We start from the raw sequence: 16,024 nt of genomic DNA on the forward strand, positions 1-16,024 counted from the left end.
CCGGGCGGTCAGCCGGCCATCGAGGCGACTTCGGCGGCGAAGTCGCTCGTGGCCTTCTCGATGCCCTCGCCCAGCGCGAAGCGGACGAAGCCGGTCAGCTTCACCGGGGCGCCGACGGTCTTGCCGGCGTTCTCGACGACCTTGCGGATCTTGGTCTCACCGTCCACGACGAAGACCTGCTCCAGCAGGACCACTTCCTCGTAGTACTTGCGGACGCGACCCTCGACCATCTTCTGGACGATCTCCTCCGGCTTGCCGCTGGCGCGGGCCTGATCGGCCAGAACGTCGCGCTCACGGTTCAGCTTGGACGGATCGACGTCGGCGATGTCCAGCGCCTCCGGACGGGCGGCGGCGATGTGCATGGCGATCTGCTTGCCCAGCTCCTGGAGCTTCGCCTGATCGCCAGCCGATTCCAGAGCGACGAGCACGCCGATCTTGCCGAGATTCGGCACCAGCGAGGAGTGCATGTAGGTGGAGACGATACCCTGCGTCACCGACAGCCTGGCGGCACGGCGGATCGTCATGTTCTCGCCGATCGTGGCGACGAGGTGCGTCAGCTCCTCGGCGACGGTGCGGCCGGTGCCCGGGAAGGGCTGGGACTGCAGCTTCTCGACATCGTCGCCGGTGGTCAGCGCCAGCTCCGTCACCTTGGCGACGAAGTTCTGGAAGGTCTCGTTGCGGGCGACGAAGTCGGTCTCGGCATTGACCTCGACGCAGGCGCCGGCGGTCGGGGCGGCGACGACACCGACCAGGCCCTCGGCGGCGACGCGACCGGACTTCTTCGCGGCGGCGGCCAGACCCTTCTTGCGCAGCCAGTCGACCGCGGCTTCCATGTCACCGCTGGTTTCGGTCAGCGCCTTCTTGCAGTCCATCATCCCGGCGCCGGTCTTCTCGCGCAGCTCCTTCACGAGCGCAGCACTGATTTCCGCCATCTTCGCCTCTCTTCCGAAATCTCGGTGAACCTTGAACAAACAGCAGGGCGGCCGGCCCGTCCCCCGGAGGGAACGGACCGGCCGCCCCGGCATGGACTCACGCCTGGGCCGGCGCCTGCTCGGCACCCTCGGCCGGCAGCACCTCTTCCGGCGCCTCCTCGGCGGCGCCGAGGTCGATGCCGGCCGCGCTCATCTCTGCCTGCAGGCCGTCCAGCACGGCGCCGGCGATCAGCTCGCAGTAGGTGTCGATGGCACGCAGGGCGTCATCATTGCCCGGGACCGGGAAGGTGACGCCGTCCGGATCGCTGTTGCTGTCGACCACGGCCACGACCGGGATGCCGAGCTTGTTGGCCTCCTGGATGGCCAGCGACTCCTTGTTGGTGTCGATGATGAACAGCAGGTCGGGCAGACCGCCCATGTCACGGATGCCGCCGAGCGCGCGCTCCAGCTTCTCGCGCTCGCGCGTCATGTTCAGCAGCTCCTTCTTGGTGCGGCCGGACTGTTCGCCGACGGCGAGCTGCTCGTCCATCTCCTTCAGACGGCGGATCGACTGGGAGATGGTCTTCCAGTTGGTCAGCATGCCGCCGAGCCAGCGGTGGTTGACGTAGTACTGACCGCAGCGCTTGGCGGACTCGGCGACCTTCTCCTGAGCGGCGCGCTTGGTGCCGACGAACAGGACACGGCCACCGCCGGCCACCACGTCGCGGACCGCCTGCATGGCGCGGTACATCATCGGGACCGACTGCTCCAGGTCGATGATGTGGACGCCGTTGCGGACGCCGAACAGGTACGGCGCCATCTTCGGGTTCCAGCGCCGGGTGTGGTGACCGAAGTGAACGCCGGCTTCCAGGAGCTGGCGCATCGTGAAGGTGGGAATGGCCATGAGAAATCTTCCTTTTCCGGTTGATCCTCCGCGGGCGACGTCCGGAGACAGTGTCCGGACACCGGATCGGGGCGACGCCATGCAAGCGCACGCACCGCAAGCCCGCGTGTGGGATTGACGACGGGCGGTTAAATACCGCCGGGACCCGGCCAATGCAACCCCGCCGAGGGCCGGCTGACGCATGGCTCCCGCCGGGACTTGGCAGTCCGTGCCCGTGCGCCTATGGTCCGCCCGCATTCCCCTCTGACTGAGCACCATGTCCATCCCCTCGCACAGCTTCTTCATCGACAGCGCGGACCTCGCCATGGCCCCGTCCCTTCCCGCCGGCGCGGTGTCCGTGACCGCCGCCGACCTGCCGGAGGCCGCGCGGCCGCTGCTCGATCATGAGCGGGGCATGACCGCGACGCTGGAGGCCGCCTGGGACGAGAGGATGGCGCTGGAGGTGCTGGACGCGCACGAAGTCGGGGAATGCCTTGCGCGCACCGTGCTTCTCTATGGCGCCGACAGCGGCCGGCCGGTGGAGCTGGGCCGGATCGTCATCCACCTGCCCTCCCTGCCGGAGAGCATCCATGAGCCGGTGCGGGGTGGCATCCTGCCCTTCGGTACACTGCTGGCCCAGGCGGGAGTCGCCTTCCGCAGCCGGCCGGACGGCTTCTTCCGGATTCCGGCCTCCGCCCCCGACCTTGCAGCGCTGCCCGCGCTTGCGGGGTGCGCGGGTGAGCTGTTCGGGCGCACCGGGCGGGTGACCCGCCTGGACGGCACCCTGCTGGCCGAGGTGACGGAGATTCTGACCGCCCTTCCCGCCCGGGACTGACCGTCGCAGCGGCCGTCGCTGCCGCGCCTACAGGTCCTGCACGTCCACCACACCGGGAATCGACTTGATCGCGGCGCGGCTGCTGGCGTCGATCATGAGGGCCTGCGGCAGCAGGATCTCGACCTCCGTCATCGGGTCCACCTCGACCGCCACCTGGATGCGCCCGCGCCCGGGCCGCAGACGCTTCAGCACGGACTGAAGCGTGGACAGCGGCGTCTCGTCCTTCACCACGATGCGCATGCCCGCAGCCGTGCGCGCGACCTCCTCCTCCAACGGCAGCACCTGGCTGCCGGTCAGGCGCAGTTCCTCGCCGTTCTGCTGCACGTCCACCAGCATGAGCACGGCCCTGCCGGCCTCCAGCAGTTCGCGCGCCGGTGCCAGCGCCTCCGAGAACAGGGTCACCTCAAAGACGCCGGAGCTGTCGGACATGGAGATGAAGGCGAATCGGTTGCCGCTCTTGGCCGTCCGTTCCTGGCGCGCGACGACGATGCCCGCCATCTTGAAGCGGGTGGAGCCGCCGCGGGCGACCCGTGCCGCCAGATCGGCGAAGCGGACCACGCCCAGCCGCTCCAGCGCCTTGCCGTAGCCATCCAGAGGGTGGGCGGAGAGGTAGAATCCGATCGCCTCGAACTCGTGGCGCAGCTTCTCCAGCGGGTCCCAGTCGGCGATACGGGGCAGGTCCGGCGTCTTCAGCGCCGCCGAGGCGCCGAACAGGCTGGCCATGCCGCTTTCGCGCTGCTGCGCCTCGGACTGGGCGAAGCGCATGATCGTGTCCAGCCCGGCGAAAAGCTGGTGCCGGTGCGCGTTCAGCGCGTCGAAGGCGCCGGCGCAGACCAGCTTCTCCATCATCCGCTTGTTGATGGCGCCGGTGTCCACGCGGCGGGCGAAGTCGAAGATATCCCTGAAGGGACCGTTGGCCCGGCGTTCCGCCACGACGGCCTCCATGGCCGGCAGGCCGACCCCCTTGATCGCGGCCAGGGCATAGCGCACAGCCCGGTCACCGTTCGGCATGACCTCCACCGTGAACCGCTCGCCGGAGCGGTTGATGTCGGGCGGCAGCAGCCGGACCCGCAGCCGGTCCAGCTCCTGCTTGAACTGGTTCAGCTTGTCCGTGTTGCCCAGATCGTAGGTCATGGTGGCGGCCATGAACTCGACCGGGAAGTTGGCCTTCAGGTAGGCCGTCTGGTAGGCGACGAGCGCATAGGCGGCGGCGTGCGACTTGTTGAAGCCGTAGCCGGCGAACTTGTTCACCTGGTCGAAGATCAGGCCCGAATGTTCCTCATCGACGCCCATCTTCTCCTTGGCGCCGGCGATGAACTTCGCGCGCTCCTTCTCCATCTCCTCCTTGATCTTCTTGCCCATGGCGCGGCGCAGGAGGTCGGCGCCGCCGAGGCTGTAGCCGGCCAGAACCTGGGCGATCTGCATCACCTGCTCCTGGTAGACCATGATCCCGAAGGTCTCCTTCAGGATCGGCTCCAGCGAGGGGTGCATGTAGTCCGGGGCCTCTTCCCCGAACTTCACCTTGATGTACTTGGGGATGTTGTCCATCGGGCCGGGCCGGTAGAGCGACACCAGCGCGATGATGTCCTCGATCCGGTTCGGCTTCATGCGGCGGAGCACGTCGCGCATGCCCGAACTTTCAAGCTGGAACACGCCCGAGCTTTCCGCCCGTCCCAGCAGCCCGTAGGACTTCTCGTCCAGCATGGGCAGGTCCAGCAGGTCCAGGTCCACGTCGCGGTGCCGGACATGGTCCACGGCTGTCTTCAGCACGCTGAGCGTCTTCAGGCCCAGGAAGTCGAACTTCACCAGCCCCGCCAGCTCGACATACTTCATGTTGAACTGGGTGACCGGCATGTCGGAACGCGGATCGCGGTAGAGCGGCACCAGCTCGTCCAGCGGGCGGTCGCCGATCACGACACCTGCCGCATGGGTGGAGGCGTGGCGGTAGAGCCCCTCCAGCTTCAGCGCGATGTCCAGCAGGCGGCCGACCGTCTCGTCCGACTTCCGCATGTCCTGCAACAGCGGCTCGCCGTCGATGGCCTGTTGCAGGCCGACCGGGTTGGCCGGGTTGTTCGGGATCAGCTTGCAGATCCTGTCCACCTGCCCGTAGGGCATCTGGAGCGTGCGGCCGACGTCGCGCACCACGGCGCGGGCCTGCAGCTTACCGAAGGTGATGATCTGCGCGACCTTGTCGTAGCCGTACTTGCGCTGGACGTAGCGGATCACCTCGTCGCGGCGGTCCTGGCAGAAATCCACGTCGAAGTCCGGCATGGACACGCGCTCGGGATTGAGGAAGCGCTCGAACAGCAGGCCGTAGCGGATCGGGTCCAGGTCGGTGATGGAGAGCGACCACGCCACCAGCGAGCCGGCGCCCGAGCCGCGTCCCGGCCCGACCGGGATGCCCTGCCCCTTGGCCCACTTGATGAAGTCCGACACGATCAGGAAGTAGCCGGGAAATTTCATCTTGACGATGGTGTTCAGCTCGAAATCCAGGCGCTCGCGGTACTGCGCCTCGATTTCGGTCCGCGTCTCCGGCGTCTGGTCCGGCGTGAAGACGTACTTTTCCAGCCGCCAGGTCAGGCCCTCATGCGCCTGCCGGCGCAACTCGTCGGCCTCCAGCTCCTCCTGCGCCTCCTTGCTGTCGCCGGGCACGAAGGCGGGCAGAATCGGGTTCACCTTCTTCGGCATGTAGGCGCAGCGCCGCGCGATGACGACCGTATTGTCCACCGCCTCCGGCAGGTCGGCGAACAGCTCGCGCATCTCCGCGGCCGACTTGAAGCAGTGGTGCGGCGTGACCCGCCGCCGCTCCTCCTGCATGATGTAGGCGCCTTCAGCAATGCAGAGCAGAACGTCGTGCGCCTGGTGCATCCCCGGATCGGCGAAGTAGACGTCGTTGGTGGCGACCAGGGGCAGGTCATGGGCGTAGGCCAGATCGATCAGATCCGGCTCGATGCGGTCCTCCGCCTGTCCCATCGGCCCTTCCGGGTGGCGCATCAGCTCGACATAGAGGCGGCCGGGAAACAGCGCCGCCAACCGCAGCAGAAGTTCCTCCGCATGCGGCTTCTGCCCCTCCGCCAGAAGCCGTCCGACCCCGCCACCGGGGCCGCCGGTCAGGCAGATCAGTCCCTCGCTGTGGCCCTCCAGGTCATCCACCGACACCTGGGGCAGCAGGCCCGGCTCCGTCTCCAGATACGCCTTGGAGACGAGCTTCATCAGGTTGCGGTAGCCCTGCTGGCTCTGCACCAGGAGCACAAGCTGGTCCGCGGCCGGACCCGTCGTGCGGCCCAGGCCCCGCTTCTGCGGCCCCCAGCTCCTGATCCACATCTGGCAGCCGATGATCGGCTGGATGCCGGCATCGGCCGCGGCCATGGCGAATTCCAGGCAGCCGAACAGGTTGCCGGTATCCGTCACGGCGACGGCCGGCATGCCCTGCTTCTGGCAGAGCTTGACCAGTTCCTTGACCTTGATCGCCCCTTCGGACAGCGAGTACGCCGAATGGACGCGGAGATGGATGAAGTCGCTCACGGTCGGTCGGGCCCGGTGCAGCGGGAAGCATGACAGCGGGGCAGGCTACCCGATCCGGCGCGCTCTGGCACGGTGGAACCGCCGGCCTCGCCCTACACGCGCCTTCGCAGATGCGGGAGAGAGAATACTTTTAAGGTCGATGGTGCAAAATGTCGCAGACGGAGAAAAACGGGAATATCTTCATAAAATGACGGGTCTAACGATCCACACAGCCATGCCATGCCCGCGTATTGCGAACGGGAAGAAAGCCCCTACTTTTACCGCATGAAACCGATCCATATTTCCCTCGCGATCCTGTGCGCCGCCATCTGGGGCTTTGTCTTCGTGGTGATCGACTGGGGGTTGAGCGAAATCCCGCCGTTGCTGTTCACGGCACTGCGGTTCGCTGTGTGCGCCGCCTTCCTGCCGTTCATCGGCTTCAAGCCGCCCGTGGCCTGGCGCTATATCATCGGCGTCGGGATCTCGCTGGGGATGCTGCAGTTCGGCCTGTACATGGGGATGGCCTACGGGATGCCGGCGGGGCTTGCGAGCCTCGTCAATCAGACCCAGGCCTTCTTCACGGTCATGCTGGCGGCGCTGTGGCTCGGGGACCGGCCGTCGGTGCGGCAGCTCGCCGGCATCGCCGTGGCCTTCCTGGGCATCGCCGTCATCGCGGCCGACCTGCCCGCGGGCGGGACGCAGCTCGGCCTGATGCTCTGCGTGGTCGGCGCCATGTTCTGGGCGGTCAGCAACGTGCTGATGAAGGTCTCGAAGCCGCCGCAGGTCTTCGTGATGATGATCTGGATGAGCCTGATTCCGCCCATCCCGCTCTGCATCGCGTCCTACTACTTCGAGGGGCCGCAGGGCTTCAGCGGTCTGCTGACCATGAGCCCGACCGCCTGGTTCGCGGTGTTCTACAGCAGCGTCATTGCGACGATCCTGGGCTTCGGCCTGTGGGGCTACCTGCTCAAGCAGTACACGGCCAGCATCGTCGCCCCGTTCTCGATGCTGGTCCCCGTCTTCGGGATCGGGTTCGCCGTGACCCTGCTGGGTGAGGAGCTGTCGCCGGTCAAGCTGGGCGCCTGCGGCATCATCCTGGCCGGGCTGGCCCTGACCCTGCTGCCGTCGCGGCGCCCGCCCGTGGTCGCCGCAGCCCACGCCCGCTGATCCTCCCCTCAACCCTCTTCCACAGCCTCCCGGCGGGCCGTCCGACCCCTTGGTCGTGCCCGCCGGGTCTCATCTGAACGACACCATGCCCGACGACACCATTCCCGGCGGCGTCCGGGAAGCTCAGCCCAGGCTGGCCCAGAGATGGGCCGTCGCCAGACTGCGCCAGGGGGCATAGGGCTGCATCAGCCTCCGCTGCGCTTCGGGCGTCGGACGGTCCTCCAGGCCGTGGAAGCGTTGCAGCGCCGCGGCCAGACCGGCATCCCCCGCCGGCACGCAGTCGGGGAAGCCGCAGGCCCGCAGCAGGATGTACTGGCGCGACCAGGGGCCGAGCCCGCGCAGGGCGGCCAGCCGTGCCTCCGCCTCCTCCGGCCCGAGAGCGGGCAACGCCTCGAAATCGATGTGCCCGTCCGCTGCTGCCCGGGCGGCGCCGACCAGATACTCCGCCTTGGCGCGGGAGAAACTGGCGTGCAGTCAGATCCGCCACATCCAGCCGCGCCACCGCTTCAGGTCCCTGGATGCGCGACCATCCCCGACGGATGCGACATCCCGGCCAGATCGATCATCCGGCGCCGCAGCACGGCGGCGAAGCGGAGATTGACCTGCTGTCCGATGACGGCCCAGCACAGCCCCTCGAAGACGCTGCCGCTGAGCGGCAGACGCAGACCCGCACGATCACCGATCAGGCGCGCGACCTCCGGCTCGTCCGCCGCCCGGGCCTCCAGCCCGCCGACGTCTGTCGCCAGCCCGAGCGCCCGGCGGGCGATGCCGGTGGCGGTCTCCAGATCGTCCCCGTCCAGGGCAGGATCGCAGTCCAGCCCTACGCCGTCAGCGCCGATCTCCATGCGGAGCCGGACCGGGCGGCCGGCGACGAGCACGACCTTGGTCAGGACGTGTCCCTCCACCCGCTCCGACAGCCCCTCGGGGTCCCGGCCGTGGTACAGCAGCACCCAGTCCGGGCGGTAGCCGGCCGGGACGGTCAGCAGGATGCGGCTGGCGCTCAAACCTCCACCAGCAGGCCGTCGCGCATCTCCAGCACGCGGTCCATGCGGCGGGCCAGGTCAAGATTGTGGGTCGCCACCAGCGCGCCCACGCCCTGGCCATGGACCAGATCCGCCAGCATGGCGAAGACGCTTTCGGCCGTGTGGTGGTCCAGGTTCCCGGTGGGCTCGTCGGCGATCAGCACCTGCGGCCGGTTCGCCAGCGCGCGGGCGATGGCGACGCGCTGCTGCTCGCCGCCGGAAAGCTGCGCCGGGCGATGCCCGGCCCGCTTCTCCAGGCCGACGAGGGCCAGCAGTTCCCGCGCCCGCACCCGGGCGTCGGACCGGGCCGTGCCGGCGATCATCTGCGGCAGGACGATGTTCTCCTCCGCGCTGAACTCCGGCAGCAGGTGGTGGAACTGGTAGACGAACCCGATGGTGCGCCGCCGCAGCGCGGTCCGCGCGGCATCGTTCAGCCGGGTCGCGTCGCTGCCGCCGACGCGGATGGAGCCGCCGTCGGCATGTTCCAGCAGGCCCGCGATGTGCAGCAGGGTGGACTTGCCCGCCCCGCTGGGACCGACCAGCGCCACCAGTTCGCCGGGTCGCACGGTGCAGGAGGCGCCGCGCAGCACCTCCAGCACATCGCCGGCCTGGGTGAAGCTGCGGCGGATGTCGGTCAGGACCAGGGCACCGTCCGCCGGAGCGTCCACTGCGGCATCGGCGGCACGCGCCGTCCGGCTCCGCTCGACCGTGGCGGTCATCGTCGGCTCACTCATAGCGCAGGGCCTCCACCGGATCGAGGCGGGCCGCCCGCCAGGAGGGATAGATCGTCGCCAGGAAGGACAGGCCGATACCCATGCCCACCACCTGGGCCACCTCCCGCCAGTCGATCTTCGCCGGCAGGTGGGAGAGGAAGTAGATCTCCGCGTTGAACAGGTCCGTTCCCGTCAGGGACTGGATCGACTGCCGGATGGCCTCGATGTTGTCGCAGAACAGGATGCCGAGGGTGAAGCCGGCCACCGTTCCGATCACGCCGATGGAGGCGCCGGACAGGAAGAAGATGCGCATGACCATGCCGCGGGTCGCGCCCATGGTGCGCAGGATGGCGATGTCCCGGCCCTTGTCCTTCACCAGCATGATCATGCTGGAGATGATGTTGAACGCGGCCACCATGATGATGAGTGACAGGATCAGGAACATCACGTTGCGCTCGACCTGAAGCGCGGTGAAGAAGCTGGAATTGGTCTGCTGCCAGTCCAGCACGCGGCCCTGTCCGGCCACCGCACCGCCCAGGCTGGCGCGCAGCAGGCCGATGTCGTTGGGATCGGCGACAAAGACCTCCAGCGCCGTGATCTGGCCCGGCATCCGGTAGAAGGCCTGCGCCGTCTCCAGCGGCATGTAGACGATGTTGGAATCGTATTCCGACATGCCCACTTCGAAGATCGCGGCAATCGGGAAGCGGCCCGTGCGCGGAACGGTGCCGAAGGCCGTGGTGGCCCCGCGCGGGCTGATGAGCGTCAGCTCGTCCCCCACCCGCAGCCCGAACCGCTGTGCCAGACGGATGCCGATGGCGATACCGCCCTCGCCGAAACCGTTCCCGTCGCCCAGCACGACACTGTCACCGACCACGGGCCGGGTGCGGAAATCCTCCGGCCGGATGCCGCGGACCTGCACGCCGGTGGCGACGCCCTGGATGCTGACCAGGGCCTGCCCCTCGACATAGGGCATCACGGCGACGACACCGGGCGCCGCCTTGACCCGCTCGGCCAGCGGTCCGTAATCCTCCAGCGGCCCCATCGTCGCATAGACGTAGGCGTGGCCGTTGACGCCGAGGATGCGGCCCAGCAGCTCGGCCCGGAAGCCGTTCATCACGGACATCACGATGATGAGGGTCGCCACGCCCAGGGCGATGCCCAGGAGCGAGAAGCCCGCGATGACGGAGATGAACCCCTCCTGCCGGCGGGCCCGGAGGTAGCGCATCGCCACCATGCGTTCGAAGGCTGAGAAGATCATGGGGACTTTCCGCGCGGACGGTACGGACCCGACGGGGTATCCCCCGGCATGGCGGCGCATTTATGGCAGGAACCGGGCGGTCCGGTCCGCAGGAATGCCCCGGGACCGGACCAACGGCCTCGATCAGGCCATGACCCTGGCGAGCGCATCCTCGACGGACAGTTCGAACTTCTCGCCCGTGGCGCGGCGCTTCAGTTCGACGACACCGGCCTTCAGGCCGCGCGGCCCGACGGTGAGCTGCCAGGGCACGCCGATCAGGTCCATGTCGGCGAACTTGGCGCCCGGCCGCTCGTTGCGGTCGTCGTACAGCACCTCGACCTTCGCCCCGCTCAGGCGGGCGTAGAGATCCTCGCAGACGCGGGAGCACTCGGCGTCGTCCACCTTCAGGTTGACGATGGCCAGCTTGAAGGGCGCCACCGGCTCCGGCCAGATGATGCCCTGCTCGTCGTGGCTCGCCTCGATGATGGCGGCGACGACGCGGCTGACGCCGATGCCGTAGCTGCCCATCTCCACCGTCACCGGCTGCCCGTCGGGACCCGCGACGATCGCCTCCATCGGCTGCGAGTACTTCTTGCCGAAATAGAAGATGTGCCCGACCTCGATGCCGCGCGCCGTCACCAGATCGGCGGGCGCCTTGGCGGCGTCGTGCATCTCCTCCGTCGCGGCGTAGATGGAGGTGTAGCGGTCGAAGAATTCCTTGAGGTCGCTGTCCGGCGCCGGCGCCTCGGCCAGCACGTCAAGCTCCAGCCAGCGGCGGTCGCAGAACACCTGGCTCTCCCCCGTCTCCGCCAGGATGATGAACTCGTGGCTGAGGTCGCCGCCGATGGGACCCGTGTCCGCCCGCATCGGGATGGCCTTGATGCCCATGCGCGCGAAGGTGCGGAGATAGGCCAGGAACATCCTGCGGTAGGACAGCTTCGCGCCCTCGACATCCAGGTCGAAGGAGTAGTTGTCCTTCATCAGGAACTCACGGCCGCGCATCAGGCCGAAGCGGGGCCGGATCTCGTCCCGGAACTTCCACTGGATATGGTAGAGGTTCTTGGGCAGGTCCTTGTAGCTTTTCACGAACGTCTTGAAGATGTCGGTGATCATCTCCTCGTTCGTGGGGCCGTACAGCATCTCCCGGTCGTGCCGGTCGGTGATGCGCAGCATCTCCTTGCCATACGCCTCATAGCGGCCGGACTGCTTCCAGAGATCGGCCGACTGGATCGTCGGCATCAGCATCTCCTGCGCGCCGGCACGGTCCTGCTCCTCGCGCACGATCTGCGCGACCTTCTGGAGCACGCGCCAGCCCAGCGGCAGCCACGCATAGATGCCGGCGGAGGTCTGCCGGATCATCCCCGGCGCGCAGCATCAGCCGGTGGCTGACCACCTGCGCCTCGGCGGGGGGTTTCCTTGAGCGTGGGCAGGAAGAACTGGGACATCCGCATGGACAGGCACTCGCAGGCTTGGCGTTGGAAGCGGCCCGGACTTTAGGATGTGCCCGCATGGGAGGCAATGGGAGAGGTCCCCGTCCGGTGACCTCTCCCGGCAACGCTGATACGGCGGCAGATCAGAGGCGACGCCGGCCGGCGGGTCACTCCCCGCCCAGTGCGCCGCCGCCACGACGGGAGCCGCCGACGCGGGCAAGCGTCCGTCGCACGTCATCATCATGGACCCCGTCGCGCCGCATCAGGGCGCGCACGATCGGGTCGGAAAGCATCTCCTCCACCGTCAGTTCACGGTCGACCAGCGGATCACCCATGGACTCCTCCTGAGTGTCGGGCGTTCGCCCCGCAGGGAACATCCCGCAGCGGGATCAGGATGGCCAGATGCGCCCGGTGCGGGCGGCATAGGCCTCGTACTCGGCCCCGAAGCGGGTCCGCATCATCGCCTCTTCCTGCGGGACGCGCAGCAGCCACAATGCCGCGAACGCGGGAACGACAAGGGCGCCGGCGATCCAGTTCTGGAGAAGCAGCGGCTGCGCCAGCACCGAAATCCAGAGCGCGGCATACATCGGGTGCCGGATGCGGGCATAGACGCCACGGACCACCAGCTCATGCCCTTCCCGCACCTCCAGCCCCGGGCTCCAGTTCCGGCCCAGGTCGGCATGGCTGCGCCAGAACAGCCAGAGGAACGGCACCTGGAGCACCGCGCCCAGCACCGCCGCCCACGCCGGCAGCGTGTAGTCGGCGAAGCGGAAGGCGCCGAAGGAGAGATAGAGCAGCGGCAGCACCATCATGGTCACGAACATGGCCGCCAGCACGAACAGCTCGGACGTGCCCCGCCGTGCCTCCACGATCCGGTTGCCGCTGACCCGCATCGAGGCCGGCACCCGGATCACCCACATGGCAAGGAATGCCGCGAGCCAGAGCGACGCGGCCCAGCCGTTCTCCGGCCAGCGGACGACGGCGACGACGAGCAGCACGATGCTGAGACCGAAGGTCACCAGCGACGGCGCACTTTTCATCATCGAGGGCCGTGGCATCGAGGCATCCGGCGGGGCCGCAGGCCCCGGAACGGCGGATTGCGGCATGGTCATGGTCGCCAGCTCCTATAGGATCGGTTCGCTGCCGGGACCATCGCGCGATTGCGAATGATTCGCAAGATAAACATTCATGGCGGGTGACGCCCTGCCGCACCCCGCCAGGGACGGTCTGCCGGGCCGGCCCGATGCTAGCGGTCCCGCCGGGAACAGACCGCGACCAGATCCGCCTCCGCATCGGAGGAAAGCGGCTGGCCGTTGAACAGCACCCGGTTCCCTTCCACCGTCACGGTCCCGAGATAGGCCTCCCCCGCATAGAGCGCATCGGCGGGGATGCCGAAGCGCTGCGCCAGCGGCAGGGTGATGCCGATCTCGATCCGGTCGGGCAGCGCGATCCGTGGCGACCCCGGCAGGTCGGCCGGCGCCACGGGCCTGCCGTTGACATCCACGCCCGGCCTGTACTCCACGTCGGCATCCGGCACATGGCGCTGCAACCAGCGGCAGGCCGCGCGGTCCACGATGATGGTCGGCTGCCCGGTGCCCGGCCGCGCCTGGGGCTGTGGTGCCGTCTTCGGCGGGGCGATCCAGGCCGGTGCCTGGGCCGGCCGCTGCGCTTCGGTTCCCTGGGCCCCGGCGGTCGCCGGCAGCAGCAGCGCCAGCAACCCGGTGGCGGCGGCCACCGTTCCCATGGATACTGTCGTCCCCTTCTTCCTGAGCCGCACGGCCGACCTTCCTTTCGAGCGGGACCCGATCTTGCTGGAATCCTACTTCAAGCTGAGCACGCACGGCACCTCCGTCCGGACGGAGGTGCTGGCCGGTTTCACGATTTTTTTAACGATGGCCTACATCGTCTTCGTGAATCCACAGATCCTGGCGACCACCGGCATGGATGCCGGCGCGGTGTTCGTGGCGACCTGCGTCGCCGCCGCGGTCGGCACGCTGGTGATGGGGCTCTACGCCAACTACCCCATCGCGCTCGCCCCCGGCATGGGGCTGAACGCCTACTTCGCCTACGCCGTGGTCGGCGGCATGGGCTATTCCTGGCAGGTGGCGCTGGGGGCCGTCTTCCTGTCCGGTGTGGCCTTCATCGTGCTGAGCCTGTTGCCGGTGCGCGAGGCCATCATCAACGCCATCCCCCGCAGCCTGAAGCTCGCCATCTCGGCCGGGATCGGCCTGTTCCTGGCGCTGATCGCGCTCCAGAACGCGGGCATCGTGGCGGATCATCCGGCGACGCTGGTGACGCTGGGCGACCTGACCCGGCCGGAGGCGGTGCTCGCCTCCCTGGGCTTCCTGCTGCTGGTCGCGCTGGCGGCCCGGCGCGTCACCGGGGCGGTGATCCTGGCCATCCTGGCCGTGACCCTGGCGGGCGTGCTGCTGGGCGTGACGCCGTTCGACGGCCGCATCGTCTCCCTGCCCCCGGACCCGTCCCCGACCTTCCTCCAGATGGACGTGACCGGGGCGCTGCATGTCGGGCTGGTCGCCATCGTCTTCGCCTTCCTGTTCGTGGACCTGTTCGACACGGCCGGCACCCTGGTCGGCGTCGCCCATCGGGCCGGGCTGCTGACGCCCGACGGCCGGCTGCCGCGGCTGGGACGGGCGCTGCTGGCGGACAGCACGGCGACGGTGGCCGGCGCCATGCTGGGGACCAGCACGGTGACCAGCTACATCGAGAGTGCCGCCGGCGTGAATGTCGGCGGGCGGACCGGGCTTGCGGCCTTCGTGGTGGCGCTGCTGTTCCTGGCCTGCCTGTTCCTGGCGCCGCTGGCGGCCGCCATCCCGGCCTATGCGACCGCCCCCGCCCTGCTCTATGTCGCCTGCCTGATGACGCATGGACTTGCGGAGGTGGACTGGGACGATGTGACCGAATACGCGCCGGCCGTGGTGACGGCGGTGGCGATGCCGCTGACCTTCTCCATCGCCCACGGCATCGGTTTCGGCTTCATCGCCTATGTCGGGATCAAGCTGCTGTCGGGGCGGCTGGCTGCCCTGAATCCGGCCATCGTGATCCTGGCCGGGCTGTTCGTCGTGAAATTCGCTACCGCCTGAACTGCCGCAGATCAGGGGCTCGCGGGGTGCAGGCAAGGCGCCGACGGAGCGCCTGCCTGCAAAGGGGCAGAGCGATTGAAAAATCAGCAAAAAGAAGATGACGCGGGAAAGCGGATTTGCTTATACTCGCTTCACAAAAAAGAAAGACCGCGCTGACAGGACAGCGCGGCCTGAGTTTAGGGAGGAATCGCCACCAGGCGTCTGTCAAGAGGGAACAAACCCTCTCAACACCACCGAGTTTGATACCCAGTATCCTGCAAGGCAAGCCGATTTTACGGCTCGCCTTCTTTTTTGTGCTTTTTTCAGGCGCCTTGCCTAATTTAAGTTCATATGATCGCTCGATGTTCAGCGATCCGCCCAATCAGCAGGCACCCCTGCCCGATCAGAAACCCGCGTAGCCGTCGAAGCCCGCCGCCCGGGCCTCCCTCCAGGGCAGCGCGAGTCCGGCCAGCCGTGCCTGCACGGGGCACTCCGGCCGGTGCGCCCCCGGCAGATAGCCGATGCTCATCAGGAATTCGCCGACGATCTCGCCGCCGGTGAAGCGGAAGGTGCGCTTGAACAGCGCCACCCAGTCGCCCTTGCTGCGCGGATGATGGGCAGCCAGCCAGCCGGCGAAGCCGCCATGGCTCGCCCGCATGCCCTGGATCACCTGCGCATTGTGGATCGCGGCCGCGATCTTCAGCCGGTTGCGGATGATGCCGGGATCGGCCAGCAGCCGGTCGATGTCGGCCGGTCCATAGGCGGCCACGCGGTCCACGTCGAACCCGTCATAGGCGGCGCGGAACGCCGCCCGCTTCTTCAGGATGGTCAGCCAGGAAAGGCCGGCCTGGTTGATCTCCAGCACCAGCCGCTCGAACAGCGCCGCCTCGTCGTCCAGCGGAACGCCGTACTCGCTCTCGTGATAGGGGCCATGCCAGGGGTGGCCGGGGGCGATGTCGCAGTAGCTGAGCGTCATGCGCTCTCACGACCCTTCAGGCGGCCGCATCAGCGCCTGCCAGTCCAGCACCCCGGCGGCGAACAGCCCCCACACCGCACCGACGATCACGGCCGAGATGACGCTGGTCCAGAGGAACTTGCGGGCCAGCATGGGCCGCGCCGGTGCGCTGGCGGCCGTACCCGGCTCCGGGTCGTCGTGGGGCTTCACGCCGAAGGGCAGCACGGCGAACAGCACGATCCACCAGGCCGTGAAATAGATGGCAGCAAGGGTGAGCCAGCCCATGC

At 68.2% G+C, this 16,024-nt stretch carries 15 protein-coding genes and 1 pseudogene; 3 read left to right on the forward strand and 13 right to left on the reverse strand.

Annotated features, from left to right (window positions below):
• Window positions 1–8: 8 nt before the first annotated feature.
• On the reverse strand, window positions 9–932 hold the full coding sequence (tsf, locus tag RC1_RS05765; protein ID WP_012566409.1) for a translation elongation factor Ts: 924 nt from the start codon (window positions 930–932) through the stop codon (window positions 9–11).
• Window positions 933–1,029: 97 nt separating this feature from the next.
• Window positions 1,030–1,815, reverse strand: coding sequence for a 30S ribosomal protein S2 (rpsB, locus tag RC1_RS05770; RefSeq protein WP_012566410.1), 786 nt, complete (start codon window positions 1,813–1,815; stop codon window positions 1,030–1,032).
• A 256-nt stretch (window positions 1,816–2,071) separates the two neighbouring features.
• Here rpsB and RC1_RS05775 point away from each other — a divergent pair, with 256 nt between their 5' ends.
• Window positions 2,072–2,629: a hypothetical protein gene (locus RC1_RS05775; protein ID WP_012566411.1), complete on the forward strand. Its 558-nt coding sequence runs from the start codon at window positions 2,072–2,074 to the stop codon at window positions 2,627–2,629.
• Window positions 2,630–2,656: 27 nt separating this feature from the next.
• Here RC1_RS05775 and dnaE read toward each other — a convergent pair whose 3' ends face one another.
• Window positions 2,657–6,154 (reverse strand): DNA polymerase III subunit alpha, encoded by a 3,498-nt coding sequence (gene dnaE / locus RC1_RS05780; protein WP_012566412.1) that lies wholly within the window; start codon window positions 6,152–6,154, stop codon window positions 2,657–2,659.
• A 264-nt stretch (window positions 6,155–6,418) separates the two neighbouring features.
• Between dnaE and RC1_RS05785 the strand changes: the two genes are divergently transcribed.
• Window positions 6,419–7,300 carry an EamA family transporter gene (locus tag RC1_RS05785; RefSeq protein WP_012566413.1) on the forward strand — a complete coding sequence of 294 codons (882 nt, stop codon included), beginning with the start codon at window positions 6,419–6,421 and terminating at the stop codon, window positions 7,298–7,300.
• 123 nt (window positions 7,301–7,423) lie between these two features.
• On the opposite strand, the gene RC1_RS05790 is transcribed toward RC1_RS05785, so the two are convergent.
• The 8 genes and pseudogenes from RC1_RS05790 to RC1_RS05820 form a co-directional block, all read right to left on the reverse strand.
• A complete protein-coding gene (locus tag RC1_RS05790; RefSeq protein ID WP_083759255.1) occupies window positions 7,424–7,774 on the reverse strand; it encodes a DNA glycosylase family protein in 351 nt (116 codons plus the stop codon).
• 32 nt (window positions 7,775–7,806) lie between these two features.
• Window positions 7,807–8,304, reverse strand: a complete 498-nt coding sequence (locus RC1_RS05795; protein ID WP_041785155.1) for a DNA glycosylase family protein — start codon at window positions 8,302–8,304, stop codon at window positions 7,807–7,809.
• The gene (locus RC1_RS05800; RefSeq protein ID WP_012566414.1) at window positions 8,301–9,041 is read right to left on the reverse strand and encodes an ABC transporter ATP-binding protein; all 741 of its coding nucleotides are present in this window, start codon (window positions 9,039–9,041) and stop codon (window positions 8,301–8,303) included. The genes RC1_RS05795 and RC1_RS05800 overlap by 4 nt, the downstream gene beginning before the upstream one ends.
• Window positions 9,042–9,048: 7 nt before the next feature.
• Window positions 9,049–10,293 carry a lipoprotein-releasing ABC transporter permease subunit gene (locus RC1_RS05805; RefSeq protein ID WP_012566415.1) on the reverse strand — a complete coding sequence of 415 codons (1,245 nt, stop codon included), beginning with the start codon at window positions 10,291–10,293 and terminating at the stop codon, window positions 9,049–9,051.
• A gap of 123 nt (window positions 10,294–10,416) precedes the next feature.
• Window positions 10,417–11,723: pseudogene (gene proS, locus RC1_RS05810) on the reverse strand (proline--tRNA ligase).
• 146 nt (window positions 11,724–11,869) lie between these two features.
• Entirely contained in the window at window positions 11,870–12,037 is a 168-nt protein-coding gene (locus tag RC1_RS21705) for a hypothetical protein (RefSeq protein WP_012566417.1), read from the reverse strand.
• Window positions 12,038–12,091: 54 nt separating this feature from the next.
• Window positions 12,092–12,760 (reverse strand): protein-S-isoprenylcysteine O-methyltransferase, encoded by a 669-nt coding sequence (locus RC1_RS05815; RefSeq protein WP_202795565.1) that lies wholly within the window; start codon window positions 12,758–12,760, stop codon window positions 12,092–12,094.
• A gap of 188 nt (window positions 12,761–12,948) precedes the next feature.
• Window positions 12,949–13,446, reverse strand: coding sequence for a hypothetical protein (locus tag RC1_RS05820; RefSeq protein ID WP_012566419.1), 498 nt, complete (start codon window positions 13,444–13,446; stop codon window positions 12,949–12,951).
• Here RC1_RS05820 and RC1_RS05825 point away from each other — a divergent pair.
• The gene (locus RC1_RS05825; protein WP_184446406.1) at window positions 13,445–14,803 is read left to right on the forward strand and encodes an NCS2 family permease; all 1,359 of its coding nucleotides are present in this window, start codon (window positions 13,445–13,447) and stop codon (window positions 14,801–14,803) included. The genes RC1_RS05820 and RC1_RS05825 overlap by 2 nt on opposite strands.
• A gap of 382 nt (window positions 14,804–15,185) precedes the next feature.
• Here the strand turns inward: RC1_RS05825 and RC1_RS05830 are convergent, their stop codons facing one another.
• A complete protein-coding gene (locus RC1_RS05830) occupies window positions 15,186–15,758 on the reverse strand; it encodes a DNA-3-methyladenine glycosylase I (protein ID WP_012566421.1) in 573 nt (190 codons plus the stop codon).
• Between the two features lie 6 nt (window positions 15,759–15,764).
• Complete coding sequence (locus RC1_RS05835) at window positions 15,765–16,022, reverse strand: DUF1467 family protein (protein ID WP_012566422.1); 258 nt, start codon at window positions 16,020–16,022, stop codon at window positions 15,765–15,767.
• Window positions 16,023–16,024 lie beyond the last annotated feature (2 nt).

This window comes from Rhodospirillum centenum SW, assembly GCF_000016185.1.
Taxonomy (GTDB): domain Bacteria; phylum Pseudomonadota; class Alphaproteobacteria; order Azospirillales; family Azospirillaceae; genus Rhodocista; species Rhodocista centena.

Bases quoted from the DNA above. Each gene is read 5' to 3' on its own strand.
- RC1_RS05785 (WP_012566413.1), top strand. From the start codon at position 6,419: ATGAAACCGATCCATATTTCCCTCGCGATCCTGTGCGCCGCCATCTGG.
- RC1_RS21705 (WP_012566417.1), bottom strand. From the start codon at position 12,037: ATGGGTGATCCGCTGGTCGACCGTGAACTGACGGTGGAGGAGATGCTT.
- RC1_RS05830 (WP_012566421.1), bottom strand. From the start codon at position 15,758: ATGACGCTCAGCTACTGCGACATCGCCCCCGGCCACCCCTGGCATGGC.
- RC1_RS05775 (WP_012566411.1), top strand. From the start codon at position 2,072: ATGTCCATCCCCTCGCACAGCTTCTTCATCGACAGCGCGGACCTCGCC.
- RC1_RS05815 (WP_202795565.1), bottom strand. From the start codon at position 12,760: ATGCCACGGCCCTCGATGATGAAAAGTGCGCCGTCGCTGGTGACCTTC.
- RC1_RS05820 (WP_012566419.1), bottom strand. From the start codon at position 13,446: ATGGGAACGGTGGCCGCCGCCACCGGGTTGCTGGCGCTGCTGCTGCCG.
- RC1_RS05805 (WP_012566415.1), bottom strand. From the start codon at position 10,293: ATGATCTTCTCAGCCTTCGAACGCATGGTGGCGATGCGCTACCTCCGG.
- tsf (WP_012566409.1), bottom strand. From the start codon at position 932: ATGGCGGAAATCAGTGCTGCGCTCGTGAAGGAGCTGCGCGAGAAGACC.
- RC1_RS05800 (WP_012566414.1), bottom strand. From the start codon at position 9,041: ATGACCGCCACGGTCGAGCGGAGCCGGACGGCGCGTGCCGCCGATGCC.
- rpsB (WP_012566410.1), bottom strand. From the start codon at position 1,815: ATGGCCATTCCCACCTTCACGATGCGCCAGCTCCTGGAAGCCGGCGTT.
- RC1_RS05825 (WP_184446406.1), top strand. From the start codon at position 13,445: ATGGATACTGTCGTCCCCTTCTTCCTGAGCCGCACGGCCGACCTTCCT.
- RC1_RS05835 (WP_012566422.1), bottom strand. From the start codon at position 16,022: ATGGGCTGGCTCACCCTTGCTGCCATCTATTTCACGGCCTGGTGGATC.